Origin of the sequence: Streptomyces sporangiiformans (assembly GCF_005768555.2) — a bacterium.
Taxonomy (GTDB): Bacteria; Actinomycetota; Actinomycetes; order Streptomycetales; family Streptomycetaceae; genus Streptomyces; species Streptomyces sporangiiformans.
Map to the genome: position 1 here is coordinate 18,453 of NZ_VCHX02000130.1, position 14,713 is coordinate 33,165.

The window sequence follows — 14,713 nt, forward strand, 5'->3', positions numbered from 1 at the left end:
AAGCTGCGAATGACCACCGAGGCGCACGGGCACGGAGCGGAGGAACTTTGCGAGGCTGGGGCGGAGTTGTACGCCCGCGCCCTGCGCGAAGGGCGCGTGCACAGCGAGGACGCCGGTGGCACCCCTTGCCTCATCGACTTCGGCCTGCTGCACCCGGGCGTCGAGGACGTACGTTGGCTGGAGCCCACTGCTCCGGCTGCGGCTCTCCACCGCCTACTGCGGGCCTCGGCGGACCGCATCGCCGACGAACGGCGGCGCGAGGCCCGGTTGGCCGCGGCGTTCGAGCCCCTGATGCGGATCGACAGCCCCCGTACAGCGGCGACGGCCGTACCGGCGATCAGGGTCCTCAGCGGTTCGAAGCGGATCAACCAGGCCATCGACGAGGCCATGTCCGAAGCGGCACAGGAACTCCTATGCGTCCAGCCTCACGCCGGTCACATCGGTCAACGCGCCGAGAGTTCCGAGGTGGTCGCTCTGGTACGCGACCAGGCGCTGCTCGACCGCGGCGGTCGTATCCGCGCCCTCTACCAGCACACCACCCGCCACTTACCTTCAGTCCTGGCCCGCTACGAGCAGCTCAGAGGCGACGCTGAGGCCCGCACCCTCGACGAGGTCACCGACCGCCTGATCCTCGTCGACCGCACCGTTGCCTTCATCCCCGCCGACAAGCAGGCAGCCCTGGCTCTCGAAGTCCGCCACCCGGCCCTGGTCGGATACTTCGTCAACACCTTCGAGCGACTGTGGCGTCTGGCCACGCCGATGTATCCCGAAGTCGCCCATCGTCCGTCCATAAATGGCATCACCCCCCGCCAGCACGCCATCGCTGTCCTCCTCGTCGAAGGCCACACCGACAACGTCATAGCCGAGCGCCTCGGCATGAACGTCCGCACCACCCGAGTCCACATTGCCAAACTCGCCGCCACTCTGGGCAGCGAGAGCCGAGCCCAACTCGGCTACCTCATCGGCCAGTCGGGGATTCTGGAACAGCCGGGCCAGGAGCGTTGAGCGGCTGGAGTTCCGGAGAGCGAGGCGGACCGTCCAGGCCCACCTGGGCGATGCGGACGCCGAGTTGCGTACGGCTGTCGGCGCCCAGCGTCTCGGCGAGGCGGGCGATGTGAGCCCGGCACGTTCGGACGCTGATCCCCAACCGTTCGGCGACGACCGCGTCCTGGTGCCCCTCCGCCAGCAGCGCCGCGATGGAACGTTCGCGGTGTGTTATGCCGTCGATGCCGGTGTCGGGGAGGGGGGCCGACAGAGGGATCGCCAGGCGCCACAGCCGTTCGAAGACGGTCACCAGGTAGTCGACCAGGGCCGGGTGGCGGAGCTCCAGTGCGATCGTGCGGTCCGTGTTCGCCGGGATGAAGGCGACCTTGCGGTCGAAGAGGATCAGGCGGTCGGTGACCTCGTCGAGGGTGCGGGCCTCGGCCGCGTCGCCCATCAGCTCCATGTAGTTCAGCAGTCCCTGCCCGTGCCGAGCCACATGCGTGTAGAGGTCGCGCATCCGTACGCCCCGGTGCCGCAGCGCGAGCGCGCGGGGCAGGCCCTCGGCGAGTTCGTCCTCGCGGCGGATCCCACCGGGCTGGACCGCCAGGACCTCGGACGTGCACGCCGCGGTGGCCTCGTCCATGGCGGCGCGGATACGGGGCAGGCCGTCGAGAACGCGGATCGCGACGCCCTCGGCGGGAGCCCGGGCGGGGTCGCCGAGCGCGGTGTACCACTCGAAAGCGGCGACCGCCGCGCCCATGCGCGACTGGGTCGAGGCGACGTGCTCGTGCATCTCGCGCAGCAGCCGCGTCATGACCTCCTGCGGCGAGGTCGGCACCAGCCACCCCATGTCGTCGGGGTCGGGGTGCAACAGGGCGAGCTCCACCAGACAGGGCGCGGCCTCGGCGTCCTCACGGGACACCCGGCCGCGCCGTACGGCCCGGGAGTACACCCGATCACCGATTTCACACAGCCGGTCAGCACCGTGCGGATGCCCGTTGGTCCTGTGCTCGGCCATCTCCCACCCCTGGTCCAGCCCCGTTTGCAGCGCAACTATGCGCCGTGCCATCCGGCTCCGCAATACAGCTCCCTTACATCTGCGCCCCCTATCGACATAGGAGATCCCCATTTGTCCACACCTCAGCATGGCTGGTTGCAACAAGATGAGGCTGGTATTTGCTTTGCAGCGATGCGATCGTCAGTGAGGTTTCCCAGCCGAAACGACGTAAAACGGGGAAAAGTGACCTGCATATCTAAAGGCGCATGGTCGGACATGTCCGTTCTGGGGCTCTCCGGCCTGGAAGAGGCTGTCTATCGCTATCTTCTGCGCAATCCGGGGTCAGGTGGCCAGAGGATCCAGCTGGAGTTATGCGCCACGAGACGAGACGTTGCCCGGGCGCTCACGCGGCTGTCCGGTCTGGGCCTGCTGCACGAAGCGGCCCACCAGAACTTCGTACCGGCTGACCCTCAGGTAACGGTGGATCGCCTGATTTCACTCCGCCTGAGAGGGCTGTACGAGGAGGTAGGACACGTAACACGGGCGCGGTCTGTGGTCGGGGCTCTACGCGCGGAGCAGAACATCGCGGCGGAGGCCGAACTATCCATGGAGCGCGTTGAAGGTGTCACACAGATACGCGAAAGGATCGAGGATCTCGCATTCTTCACCAGAAAGGAGGTGCTGTCGCTGGAGCCTGGTGTCCGATTAGCGGAGGTGATCAGAGAACACACTCGCCCTCTCGATACGCGTTGGCTCAACCGGGGTGTCCAGTTGCGTCGGGTGGTTCACGAGAAGGCACTCGTCGACTCGTACACGGCTGACTACTTCCGTGAACTGGCCGCACAGGGCGCGGAGATCCGGGTGGCCGACGAGCTACCTGAGCCGCTTTTTGCCTTCGACCGACAGGCTGCAGTGGTGTCGGCGGCACCCGGGGCTTCTGCGATGCGCGCCGTGGTCGTTCGTGAGGCTGGACTTGTCTCAACTGCCGTGACCCTTTTCGAGAAGGTCTGGGAGGGCGCCGCGGATCTGCTGGATGTCGACGGTGTTCGCAACGAGAGCGGGGTAGCCCAGGACCGCCCGTCCAAGGTTGAGCGGCGTGTGCTCGAGACCATGTGCCGAGTCGGCAAGGACGAGGCAGGAGCCCGTGATCTAGGCATGTCGGTGAGGACGTACCGCCGCCACATCGCCGGGCTCCTGGACCGCCTGGGTGCCAACAGCAGGGCGCACGCGGCGCTGCTGGCTCGTGAACGCGACTGGATCTGACCAGTCGCGGGCAGGTTCGTCAGGCCAGGTAGGTCCGGTCCTGAGCTGCGTGGCCCGGGCCCAGGTCCGGCATGTGCCGGATGCCGAACTCCCGGCGCAGAGCGGAACGTGCGGCAAGGTAGCCCGACATGCCATGTACGCCTGGGCCCGGGGGAGTTGACGCCGAGCACAGATAGACGCCGGGCAGCGGGGTGCGGTATGGGTCGAGACGCGGAACGGGCCGGAGTAGTGTCTGTCTCAGAGTCATCGCGCCGGAGCCGATGTCGCCGCCTACGTAGTTGGGATTGTACGACTCCAACGCAGCTGCGGGGATGCCGCGTTCGGCGATGACGGTGTCACCGAACCCGGGTGCGTACCGCTCGATCGCGGCTCGTATCAGGGGAAGAGGGTTCCTCGTGTCGCCGTTGGGTACATGCGCGTACGCCCAGACCGGCAGTTTTCCGGGGCGTGCGCGGCCAGGGTCAGCGGCCGTGGGCTGGCAGAGCAGCACGAACGGTTTGTCCGTTGGCACGCCGCGGGCGGTGAGAGTCTCCTGGCGGAGGATCTCGGCTCGAGTACCGCCAAGATGGACGGTGCCGGCGTGGGACAGCTCGGGGTTGCGCCACGGCACTGGCTCGGAGACCAGAAAGTCTGCCTTGGCGGCTCCAGGTCCGTAACGGAATGCCGCGAGCGCGCGAGCGTACGGGCTAGGGAGTGACCAGTCGGCCAGGGCGAGCAAGCCCTTCGGTGAGACATCGAGCAACACGGCGCGTGCGCCGCAGAGTTGACGCAGATCCTCGACAGGCGCTCCGGTGTGGATGCGGCCGCCGTGCGCGACGAGGTCGTCGGCCAGCGCCTGGGCAATCTGCACACTGCCTCCGCGCGGCAGAGGCCAGCCGGTCCCGTGGGCCAGATGCCCGAGCAGTACGGTGATCCCGCCCGCCGTGAGACTGGGCAGATACCCGATGGCATGGGCGGCGACTCCGGTAGCGAGCGCCGCTGCCTCCTTGGTCCGCAGTCCGTGCCATGCGGTGCCGTGACGGAGCATGCCGAGTGCCAGCAGCGCCGGGGAGACCGGATGGCTTGGCAAGGAGCGCTGGCCGGACAGCGCGAAGTCGGTGATGCCGCGGCTGCGTTCGAGCAGCGGCCGCATCAGTCTTCGCCAGCGCGGGCCATCATCGCCCAACCGATCGCATGTCTGGTCGAGATCGCGGTACGCGAGAGCCGCTGTGCCTGGCCCCAAGGGGTGCCCATAGCTGATGTCCGCGTGCAGGAACTCCACGCCGCGGGAGGCCAGGTCGAATTCCTTGAAGAAGGGGGACACCAGGGCCATGGGATGCACCGCGGAACACACGTCGTGTACCACGTCGCGATCAAACAGCGAAGCGCTGCGCAGCCCGCCGCCGATGTCGTCCGCACGTTCATAGAGTTCGACACGCAGGCCTGCGCGTGCCAGCGTGACCGAGGCGGCGAGGCCGTTGGGACCGGAGCCGACAACTGCGGCGTCGCAATGGATCATGATGCTCTGTCCTTGTCCTTGGCATCCTCCCTCTCTGGCGCCTTGCGTGCCGCAGCCAGCAGGTCGAGGCCCTCGCTGTCCGTGCGGACCGGCCTGCCCCCTAGGCGGTGGACGAGGACCCAGTCAGTCGTGCCGGGGAATGCCGCGGCGAACACGGATGCGTCCCGAGTTGCGCCGTTGTGCCAGCGCAGTTCTCCAGCGATCTGCCAGGAGGGAGCGGGCTCGCCCAGCGCCCGGTCCACCAGTAGGGCGGTCACCAGGGCGGCTGCGGCGCGTGGCGTGGCCCACAGTCCGCCCGCGGGCAGGATGGGGCCGTCCATCGTCCAGGGCGCACGCGGGCGTCCTCGCCAATCGCGGCCGGTCAGAACGCGGTCTTCGGCGGGGTGTGCAGTGATCTCGTCGATGACGAGCGGTGCGAGGACATAGCGGTGCACTAGGTCCTCGTACTGGGCCTTCCCCGCGGCCTCCAGGGCAGCGCCCAGCACGGCGTAGCCAAGGTTCGAGTACACCGTGGCTGCACCCGGAGGCCGCTCCGTGAGTTCGTCGAGACGGTGCAATACTTGAATGAACTCCTCAGCTCCGAAGGCCGCGTAGGGGTCGCGGGGATCGGTGTGCGCAGGCAGCTTGGGGAGCCGCGAAAGACCCGAGGTGTGCTCCGCCAACTGACGCAGAGTTGTCTTGGTCTCGCCTGGCACCATGGGCAGCCAGCGGGCCACCTGATCGTCGATACCGACCAGTTCCGCGCGCACCATCTGCATGAGCAGGGTGCCGGTGACGACCTTGGTGAGGGAGCCCATCTCGACGTAGGCGTCGAGGGCGTGGCCGTTCTCAGCACGTGGCTCGATCGAACCGCCCAAGGCGCACTGCGGAGCACGGCCTCCTATCCACTTCATGTCCCGGCCCACTCCCTGAGCAGCGTTTCACGGACGGTACGCCCCGGGGTCTTGTCGGGCTGTGTACGGCCCCAGGCAAGAAGCGCTGAGGGGCGGCACGATCCCTCTGCGAAACGGTTCAGCAGGGCCTGCGACAAGGCGAACTCACTGTCCTCGTAACCGCCGGCCGCCGCGGTGGGCGCGGATAGTTCCGTGGCCCCATCGGCGGTCTCAACGCGAACGGTCATCGCCGGCGCCGTGTCAGCGGTGCCGCCGAACGCCGCGGTGAGCACGGCGTCAACCGACATCGAGAACCGTCTGCCGAGCGAGGACCGAATCGGAGCATCCAGCAGGGTGACTTTCTTCAGGTCGGCCCACGCCCAGTTGTTGGTCTGTCCATCACCCACGGCCGTCAATCCCTCCTCGGTCACCAAGACACCGGGCCCGAGACCGCTTGGCGGAGCACCCAGGTGAACAGACTCGCCAGTGATCCAGAACAGGCCAACCATTGGCATGGTCAACTCCCTTTGCGCGTACGTATAGAAAGATCATCCGGCATTCTCCACCGCAGCCTGCTGCCGTGCGGCGGCTTTCGGCCGCCCGAACCGGCTGCGCATCGTCCCCTGGTGCCGTTCCCACGTCTTCGCGGCACGCTGTAGCAGCGTTGCGAGCGGCCCGCTCAAGAAGACCAGGTCGCAGGCCACCATGGTCAGCGCGAAACCCGTCAGCCCCATAAAGAACGCGATGAAGAGATGGAACGATATTGAGAACGCCGCCGCCCACGGCCGCAGTCGGGGGACCAGAATTCCCAAGGGAAAATAGACAAGGAAGAGGGTCGTCGCATACGTTCCGCCCACGACAAGTAGATCGTTCTCGTACACTAGGCGGGAGAATCCGGGCAATTCGAACTCCGGGACGCGCATGATATAGAAGAGAGCTGTTCCATCCTGCCATAGCTTGCCTTGCACCTTGTACAGACCGCTTGTGACATACACGAGGCAGATCTGCACGGCGATTGCGAGTATCCCCAGGTTGTGGATGGGATCCATGAAGGACCGCAGCGCCGGAGGGACACGCTCCTTGAGGCGGTCGGCGATGCCAGAACTGATGGACAGCCGGCCGTAGCAGCGGGCCAGCATGAGCATGGGGATGATGAGATACGTGAGGTTGTCGCCGCCGTCGAGAATGTATGGATTGCGCTGATAGATCGACCAGAGGAAGACCCAGTGCAGGGCGAGGACCAAGCGGCCGCCCAGACCGAGCGTGACGGCGAGGGAGCACAGAAGGCCCAAATGGAAGACCATCTCAAACCAGGCAGCTGATGGGCTGAGCGCGTAGAGACTAAATGTCTCCGTCTCGCCCAAAACGCTCTGGAAGTGCCCCCAGGACACCACGCCGCCGGGTCCGAACAAGTAGTCGCGGTCTGCGTACTGGGACACGTAGAACATGAACCCGGCGAATCCGATAAGCGCCCTGGTCCCGCTGACTCCAAGAACGGCATACGACGTGCCCGTCCACCGGTCCAGCACCGCAAGCCGGTCAATCACCGAGTTCACCCGCCTTAATCCACTTGAAGTCCTGCACTTGCACCTGGTCCGTCCCCTTCGGTTCATTCCGCTTCGACCACGGAGGCAGTTCACGGACGTACATACGCACCTGAACCCGCTCCGGCGGAAGACCATCGCATGCGCCGGGCATCTGCGTCAGCGAGTAGCGGGCCAGGAACCGCAGCGCTTCCTGCTGCGCCAACCGCTCCTGCGGCAACAGCGGAAGAACCGGCTCCTTCCTGTCCTTGTCCTTGGCACGCAACTTGTCCAGCAAAGGGTCGGTCGCATTGATGGACTGCATAGGCGCTGACACCAGGCGCGACATACGCGACGGGAAAAACCTGCTGGCCTGCGCTGTGCGCACATAGCGGGAAGTTACGTCGTAATAGTCGGTCACCTGTCCGTCACGGCATTCCGCACGAGCCAGCACACCCCGGTCATCGGCAAGGGGGTCCGGTGCGAACAACATCCAGTTCTGTAGGAAATACGGCTCGAGATACCGCTTCGCCTGGTCGAAATACCGCACCTTGAATGGCGTGGTTGGCGCCTGGGAGAAGGCCGCAAGCGCGAAGTGAAGGCCCAGGAGGGCGGCACCGACTAGCAGCACCGCCCTCCGGACCGCGACGAGTCGCGTCACTTGTCAAAGACCTCTTCGACGGTCGGCGCCGTGGCCGTGGTGCTGTCCGCCGGGGCCGCACCCAGGCTGGCGATCCGCACCACGTTGCCCACCTGGTTACGGATCGCTGAGGTGCCGACCGCCGCCTTACCGTGGACATAAGCGGCCTTGGCCGCAGATACGATCCACTGGGGCTGCTTGTCCGGCTCCCCACTGGAGGCCTTCACGGCCGGAGCCGACTCGACAGCGGGCGCGGCGGCCTGCGCCGACCCCTGCGCCGCCAGGATGACACCCAGCCCGCCGAGCACCACGCCGGCAGCGGCAATTGCCTTCTTCACTCTTCTCCTCCTGCTATTCGCGTTGATAGGACTTGCAGGGCCACGAGTCCGCCCGCGCAGACCGACTATGTGCACAAATGTGCGGGCGGAGCGACGGAAGCTGGGAAGGCAAATCAGATGCGATAGCAACCAATTGGGGGAACGTGATCGAATCGCGACAGATTTTTGAAATTCCCGGACCCGTGTGAGCCTGCGCGCCGTTCTGGCGAGGAAAACGATGCCAGCCCAGAAAGTGCACGGGAAGAGATTTCCGTGTCAGATTCCGGAACGAGCTGTGGCAGCATCTTGCCATCGGCGACTGACCGGAATTCTGGCTGGGGAACCGGTCGACGCCGCTGGGTCGATACTCAGCAACCGGACCCCATCCACCTGAGTAGTGATATACGTCACACAGGAAAGGGCTTGATCTGGGGCAGGCAACAATCCTTATCGTTAGCGCCGCAAGGTCTCGCATTGATCAGTGCATCGGCAAACGCGGATGTGACGCAACGATCCAGGAAATCCGTGGCGCGTGGGCGTTTCTTATAGAGCCTTTTTGCCAGGAGGCCGGGAGAACGCCGAAACACCGGTCCTGGTGTTCTGCCTGTCCTCGAGTTCGGAGCACTTTTCGTGGATCACTGAGTGCTTCGCGCACGGCTCGGACCACGCGGTGGTGACCTATCTCTGGCCCGGATACACGGGAGGCTGAGACTCGTCCACCACCCTCTGTTCAGCCTCCCCCCGGTAGTTCCGTCCACGGCATTGTGAGGGTACTTCGCAGCCCCACGCCGCCACGGCACACGAATGCAATCTGACCTGGTACCCAAGAAGAAAGAGAACCTCATCTGATGCGTACACAAAGCTGGATGATCACGGTAATCGCCGCCACTGGCCTGGCGTTAGCCACCACCCCGGCCGCCGCAGACGAAAACACGCGAACATCGGTCGACTGGGCGACCCGCCACCAGACCGCCGCCGCGGAAGGCGAGAGGTGGCTCGAACCGGGCAACCCGCCTTTCCGCACTCTGGTAGTCAGCGGCAAGCTCTCCAATACCGGCAACAACTGCTACTCGCTGTGGACGAAGTTCCTCGTCGACCTCGTCCCGCGGCCGGCGGCCAAGCAGGCCCAGATTTGCGGCCGGGGCACGGTCGACGTCACCGTACGCAAAGTCTATTCGCCCACCACCACCGGTTATCTCACAGTTTGCGCGGGCGTGGAGAACGCCAACGACTGCGCTCCCTGGGAAAGCATCACCGCGTGGCCCGTCAGTCAGGACTGACGGCAGATTCTTGCCACATATAGCGCTCACAGTCAGATCACGGCCCCGATAAAAGGGCCATGCTGAGCCTCGGCAGGCGCGACAGCGAAAGGATGGCCCCAGTCGCTCACCCGACTGGGGTATCAGATCTTTAATACGGCCATCCTGTCCGGCGCTGCTGAGGCGGCCACCTTGTGTTCCATTGCCCGCAACTACCCTGAACACCATGACAGACGGCCTTGAGTACACCGAACTAAGCCAGCGTGTTGATCGTCTGGAAGAACGACTGTCCCTGCTGGAAAAAGACTCAACTGTGGCAGCACGCAACGTAACTGCGGGGGACTACGATGTACCAGTAGCAGAGCATCCGCACCAGCTTGCCCGAGCGATCCTGGCAAAATCCGACCTCGCTGTTGTGGGGGCTCGTCTGGGCGCCCTCGCTCACCCAGTTCGCCTAGGCATCATGCTCTCCTGCCTCGAAGGCTCAACGAGGGCCACCGAATTCGCGGCACGGGGAGATATGGGAAGCACTGGCCAGATTTACCACCATCTGCGCCAGCTCGTGAACGCAGGCTGGCTCTCGGCTTCCCACCGAGGTCAGTACGACGTGCGTGACGAAGCTCTTGCCTCACTCACTGTGATCCTTGCCGAAACCGTGAAGTGACCTGAACTTCGAGGGAGCATCCCCGGCAAAGGGTCAATGGTCGCATGGGAAGCAACGGAGATCTCGACAAGAGAGCACCATCAAGAGCAGTCGCGATAGGGATCGCGTTCGATTTACCTGTAGGTATCGGATTCGGGCTCTCCCGGTCTCGCAGCGGTCTGGGTGTGGGTGGCGTCGCTGGCATCGCCTTCAGCCCGACCCGGCAGCGGAGGACGATGTATCAGGAGAGCGTCAACAATCGCCTCCTTTCAATGGACGGGGGGCCATGAGATGTTGGCCCGGAGCGAGCAATGAAGGCGACCGTGCCGTCAAAGAGGATCAGGAGTTCCACGACATCGTCGAGAGTGCGGGCCGCGGCCGCATCGCTATTAGCTCCATGTAGTTCAGCAAGCCCTTGCCCGTGCCGGGCCATGTGTGTGTACAGGTCTCGCATCCGTACGCCCCGCCGCCGCAGCGCCATCGCCCAGTGCAGCCCTCTGACAGCTCGCCCTCACGCCGGATACCGCCCCGCTGGACCGTCAACACCTCGGGCATACGCGCCTCGGTCGCCTCGTCCATGACGGCGCGAATGCAGCGTAGGCCGTCGAGGTGCTGATCGCGACACCCTCGGCAGGAGCCTGGGCATGGCCGCCTAGCTCCTGTACCACTCGAAGGCGGCGCGCCCGCGCCCACTCGCGACAGCCGCCCACGAGTGGAATGTGGAACTCCCGCGTGAGCTGCTCGAAATACCCGAGTGATCGCCGCGTTACCTGCCGCATCTACCGTCACGTCATGGCGGACATATTTGACGCATACGCGTTGGCCGACGCGTGGGACGAAATGTTTGAGCGGCCGGGTGAGGTCAGGACCGCCTACGAGCCGGTGCTGGCAGCACTTCAACCGATGGAATCGGCCGAACTGCGGTTCAAGGCCGACCAGATGGCACGCGCGTTCACCGACCGGGGCGTGACCTACGCCTTCGCGGGCGAGGAGCGGCCCTGGCCGCTGGATCTCGTGCCGCGGGTCCTGGACGCGCTGGAATGGGATCTGATCCAGCGCGGGGTCGCCCAGCGCGTCAGAGCACTGGAGGCCTATCTCGCGGACGCCTACGGACCGTGCCGGGTCTTCGAGGACGGGGTGGTGCCCTGGAGACTCCTGCTCAACTCCGGGCACTTCCACAGAGCCGCGCACGGCGTGGAACCCCCGGGCGGCGTACGCATCCACGTCGCCGGCATCGATCTCGTACGCGACGAGGCGGGCGACTTCCGGGTTCTGGAGGACAACGTGCGGGTCCCGTCCGGGGTCTCGTACGTGATCGAGAACCGGCGCGCGATGACCCGGATCTTCCCCTCCCTCTTCGCCGAACAGCAGGTGCTGCCGGTCGACGGGTACGGGCAGCGCCTGCTGGCGGCGCTGCGCGCGGCCGCGCCGGAGGGAATCGGCGACCCGCGCGTGGTCGTCCTCACCCCGGGCCCGAACAACGCCGCCTACTTCGAGCACGCCCTGCTGGCCCGGCTGATGGGTGTGCAGCTGGTGGAGGGGCACGATCTCGTGTGCCGCGGGAACCGCGTGTGGATGCGCACGACGCGCGGCGAGATGCCGGTCCATGTCGTATACCGGCGGCTCGACGACGACTTCCTCGATCCGCTGCACTTCCGGCCGGACTCGGTGATCGGCTGCCCGGGCATCATGAGCGCGGCCCAGGCAGGGAACATCACACTCGCGAACGCGGTCGGCAACGGCATCGCCGACGACAAACTGCTCTACACCTACGTCCCCGACCTCATCCGCTACTACCTCGCCGAGGAACCGGTCATCCCCAACGTCGAATCGTTTCGCCCGGAGGAACCAGGGCAGTTGGAAGCGGTCCTCGACCAGCTGGACCGGCTGGTCGTGAAGCCCGTCGACGGGGCGGGCGGACAGGGCATCGTCATCGGACCGCACGCGGACAAGGCCACGCTGGATCGCGTACGCAAAGAGGTGATCGCCGATCCGCGCGGCTGGATCGCACAGCGCCCCGTCGCCCTGTCCACCTCCCCCACCCTCGCGGGGGACCGGATGGCGCCGCGCCACATCGACCTGCGCCCGTTCGCCGTGAACGACGGCAGCGACGTGTGGGTCCTGCCGGGCGGGCTCACGCGGGTCGCGCTCCAGGAGGGCAACCTCATCGTCAACTCCAGCCAGGGCGGCGGCTCCAAGGACACCTGGGTGCTCGCCGAGGGGCCGGCGGACGGGCCGCTCCCGGACGAGCCCGGTGCCGTACCGGACGTCGTCCCGCGCCAGCTCGGCCCCGACGGCGACCGCCCCGCCTCCCAGGAAGGGGCGCAACAGCAGTGACGACCACAGGGCGGACGACCGCCGACTTCAGCGACCACTGATCGAGGAGGTACGACCGTGAACGACGTGATCCTCTCCCGCATCGCCGAAGCGCTCACCTGGACGGGCCGGTACGTCGAACGGGCCGACGCCACCAGCCGCATCCTCGACGCGTATCTGCACCGGCTCCTGGAAGACCCCTGGCGGGACGAGGACGTCGCCTGCCGCTCCCTCTACGCGATCCTCGGTGTCGACGCGGGGGCCCAACGCGTCGACATGCAGCAGGTGTTGGACCAGCTGGCCTTCGACGCGCGCTCGACCTGCTCCATCGAAGGAGCGCTCGGGGCCGCCCGTCTCAATGCCCGCAGTGCCCGCGAGGCGGTGTCCTCGGAGATGTGGGAGTGCCTCAACTCCACCTGGCACGCCCTCGCCGACCAGCGCATGACGGCCCGCCGCACGGGCCCGTACGCCTACCTGGAACTCGTACGCCGCCGGGCCGCGCTCTTCTTCGGTCTCGCCGACTCGACGATGAGCCGGGACGACAGCTGGCGTTTCGTGGTCCTGGGCCGGAGCCTGGAGCGCGTGGACATGACCGTACGGCTGCTGTCCGTACGTGTGCTGGACGCCGCCCACGCGCCCGACTGGCCGACGCTGCTGAGCGCGAGCGGAGCGGACGAGGCGTACGCGCGGGTGTACGGCGGCTTCGGCGACACGGCCCGCGTGGCCGAGTTCCTCATCATGGACCGGGAGTTCCCGCGCTCGGTGCTGCACGCACTGACCACGGCGGAGGAGTGCCTGGCGGCGCTCGGACGCCCGCGCCAGGATCCGGCCCGCCGTCCGATCGGCCGGATGCGCACCCGCCTGGAGTATCTGGACTCCACCGCTCTGGAAGACATACTCCCTTCCCTGCTGCGGGAGTTGCAGACGTCCTGCATGGCCTCCGCCGAGGCGGTCACGGAGAGGTTCTTCCCGTACCAGGGGCCCGTCGAGTGGGCCCAGGAAGGAGCGTGAGCACGCCATGACGCGCCGACTCCGCATCCGGCACACCACCAAGGTGTCGTACGCCCAGGCCGCGGTCTCCTCCCACAACGAGGTCCGCATGACACCGCTGACGCTCCCCGGCCAGACCACGCTGGACGCCCGTGTCCTGGTGAACCCGTCCACCCCGACCTGGTCGTACTGGGACTACTGGGGCACCCAGGTCACCGGCTTCGACCTGATGGAACCGCACGCGGACCTGACGATCACGGCGGTGAGCCTGGTGGAGACCGCTCCTCCGGACCCGCTTCCCGCGGCTCCCGCCTGGCCCGAGGTGGCCGACCGGGCCGCGAACTCGCGCCTGCTGGAGTACGTGACCCCGACCTCGCGCACGGCCATGCCCGACACACTCGTCGAACGCGCCCGTGCGGCCGCGTCCGGCCTGGACCCGCACGAGACGGCGGTGGCGGTCTCCTCGATGGTCGCCGACCAGGTGTCGTACATCCCGGGCTCCACCGGCGTGAACACCAGCGCCGCCGAGGCCTGGGAACAGGGCGCGGGCGTCTGCCAGGACATCGCCCACCTCACGGCGGGCCTGCTGCGCGCCCTCGGCCTGCCCACCCGCTATGTCTCCGGCTATCTCCACCCCGAGCGGGAGGCGGAACTCCACCGCCCCGTCGCCGGTCAGAGCCACGCCTGGGTCGAGTACTGGGCGGGCGACTGGACCGGCTACGACCCCACCAACCGCGTCCGCGCCGACGAGTCCCACGTCGTCGTGGGCCGGGGCCGGGACTACGACGACGTCACCCCGCACAAGGGGGTGTACCGGGGCGTGGCCGGAGGGCCACCGGAAGTGACGGTGGAGTTCACGCGGGTGGCGTGAAGGGGGTGCGGCGGACGCGGTGCGGGCGGACGCGGTGCGGCGGACGTCGTGCGGGCGGATGCGGTGCGGCGGACGTCGTGCGGGCGGACGTCGTGCGGCAGACGTGGTGCAGGGACGGGCCAGCGGGCACATCCTGGTACTAGCCGAACTTGCGGTTCCGGAGGTGATCGCGATGATGCACACCGCTGTCGGATGGCATGTCGAGATGGAATTCGAGGAGGACAGCCACCGCACCCGCGCCGCCGCCCTCGTACGGCTCCCCGACGGGAGCGAGGTGCGGTCCCACGGGTACGCCAACCGCCACCCTTCCGACGCCAACCAGCCGAGAGTGGGCGAGGAGGTGGCGGGAGCCAGAGCCCTCAACGAACTGGCCATGAAGCTGCTGACCAAGGCCCACGACGAAATCGACGACGCGTCGGGCCGGACGTCCCATCCGCTGACCACATGACCCACTGATCCGGAGGACAGCGCCCGGGGCCGGCCACCGGGCGCCGCTCCGGCCTGCCTCGGTCCTCCCCGCTGCCCCGCCCCCGCCTCGGC

General features: G+C 66.8%; 15 protein-coding genes. 8 read left to right on the forward strand and 7 right to left on the reverse strand.

What is annotated here, in order from left to right:
• Positions 1 to 9 precede the first annotated feature (9 nt).
• On the forward strand, positions 10 to 1,005 hold the full coding sequence (locus FGD71_RS18775) for a helix-turn-helix transcriptional regulator (RefSeq protein ID WP_119101615.1): 996 nt from the start codon (positions 10 to 12) through the stop codon (positions 1,003 to 1,005).
• On the opposite strand, the gene FGD71_RS18780 is transcribed toward FGD71_RS18775, so the two are convergent.
• Positions 959 to 2,002, reverse strand: coding sequence for a helix-turn-helix transcriptional regulator (locus FGD71_RS18780; protein ID WP_119101616.1), 1,044 nt, complete (start codon positions 2,000 to 2,002; stop codon positions 959 to 961). The two genes, FGD71_RS18775 and FGD71_RS18780, sit on opposite strands and share 47 nt — an antisense overlap.
• Before the next feature lie 255 nt (positions 2,003 to 2,257).
• Between FGD71_RS18780 and FGD71_RS18785 the strand changes: the two genes are divergently transcribed.
• Positions 2,258 to 3,244 carry a helix-turn-helix domain-containing protein gene (locus FGD71_RS18785; protein WP_119101617.1) on the forward strand — a complete coding sequence of 329 codons (987 nt, stop codon included), beginning with the start codon at positions 2,258 to 2,260 and terminating at the stop codon, positions 3,242 to 3,244.
• A 19-nt stretch (positions 3,245 to 3,263) separates the two neighbouring features.
• Here FGD71_RS18785 and FGD71_RS18790 read toward each other — a convergent pair whose 3' ends face one another.
• From FGD71_RS18790 to FGD71_RS18815, 6 genes are read right to left on the reverse strand one after another with little or no spacing between them, the layout of a single operon-like run.
• Positions 3,264 to 4,742: a phytoene desaturase family protein gene (locus FGD71_RS18790; protein ID WP_119101618.1), complete on the reverse strand. Its 1,479-nt coding sequence runs from the start codon at positions 4,740 to 4,742 to the stop codon at positions 3,264 to 3,266.
• Complete coding sequence (locus FGD71_RS18795; protein ID WP_240436661.1) at positions 4,739 to 5,635, reverse strand: serine hydrolase domain-containing protein; 897 nt, start codon at positions 5,633 to 5,635, stop codon at positions 4,739 to 4,741. Before FGD71_RS18795 ends, FGD71_RS18790 begins: the two co-directional genes overlap by 4 nt.
• Entirely contained in the window at positions 5,632 to 6,129 is a 498-nt protein-coding gene (locus tag FGD71_RS18800; protein WP_119101619.1) for a hypothetical protein, read from the reverse strand. Before FGD71_RS18800 ends, FGD71_RS18795 begins: the two co-directional genes overlap by 4 nt.
• 33 nt (positions 6,130 to 6,162) lie before the next feature.
• Positions 6,163 to 7,170, reverse strand: a complete 1,008-nt coding sequence (locus tag FGD71_RS18805) for an HTTM domain-containing protein (RefSeq protein ID WP_240436662.1) — start codon at positions 7,168 to 7,170, stop codon at positions 6,163 to 6,165.
• Positions 7,154 to 7,798 (reverse strand): DUF5819 family protein, encoded by a 645-nt coding sequence (locus FGD71_RS18810; protein ID WP_140935912.1) that lies wholly within the window; start codon positions 7,796 to 7,798, stop codon positions 7,154 to 7,156. Before FGD71_RS18810 ends, FGD71_RS18805 begins: the two co-directional genes overlap by 17 nt.
• Entirely contained in the window at positions 7,795 to 8,115 is a 321-nt protein-coding gene (locus tag FGD71_RS18815; RefSeq protein ID WP_140935913.1) for a hypothetical protein, read from the reverse strand. The genes FGD71_RS18810 and FGD71_RS18815 overlap by 4 nt, the downstream gene beginning before the upstream one ends.
• Before the next feature lie 845 nt (positions 8,116 to 8,960).
• On the opposite strand from FGD71_RS18815, the gene FGD71_RS18820 reads away from it, so the two are divergent.
• From FGD71_RS18820 to FGD71_RS18850, 6 genes are all read left to right on the forward strand, one after another.
• Positions 8,961 to 9,374: a hypothetical protein gene (locus tag FGD71_RS18820; RefSeq protein ID WP_119101623.1), complete on the forward strand. Its 414-nt coding sequence runs from the start codon at positions 8,961 to 8,963 to the stop codon at positions 9,372 to 9,374.
• Positions 9,375 to 9,579: 205 nt separating this feature from the next.
• Positions 9,580 to 10,017: an ArsR/SmtB family transcription factor gene (locus tag FGD71_RS18825; RefSeq protein WP_119101624.1), complete on the forward strand. Its 438-nt coding sequence runs from the start codon at positions 9,580 to 9,582 to the stop codon at positions 10,015 to 10,017.
• Between the two features lie 771 nt (positions 10,018 to 10,788).
• Positions 10,789 to 12,333 (forward strand): circularly permuted type 2 ATP-grasp protein, encoded by a 1,545-nt coding sequence (locus FGD71_RS18835; RefSeq protein WP_119101625.1) that lies wholly within the window; start codon positions 10,789 to 10,791, stop codon positions 12,331 to 12,333.
• A gap of 57 nt (positions 12,334 to 12,390) precedes the next feature.
• Entirely contained in the window at positions 12,391 to 13,323 is a 933-nt protein-coding gene (locus FGD71_RS18840) for an alpha-E domain-containing protein (RefSeq protein WP_119101626.1), read from the forward strand.
• A 7-nt stretch (positions 13,324 to 13,330) separates the two neighbouring features.
• Positions 13,331 to 14,173, forward strand: a complete 843-nt coding sequence (locus FGD71_RS18845; RefSeq protein ID WP_119101627.1) for a transglutaminase family protein — start codon at positions 13,331 to 13,333, stop codon at positions 14,171 to 14,173.
• Positions 14,174 to 14,345: 172 nt separating this feature from the next.
• Positions 14,346 to 14,621 carry a DUF1876 domain-containing protein gene (locus tag FGD71_RS18850; RefSeq protein WP_119101628.1) on the forward strand — a complete coding sequence of 92 codons (276 nt, stop codon included), beginning with the start codon at positions 14,346 to 14,348 and terminating at the stop codon, positions 14,619 to 14,621.
• Positions 14,622 to 14,713 lie beyond the last annotated feature (92 nt).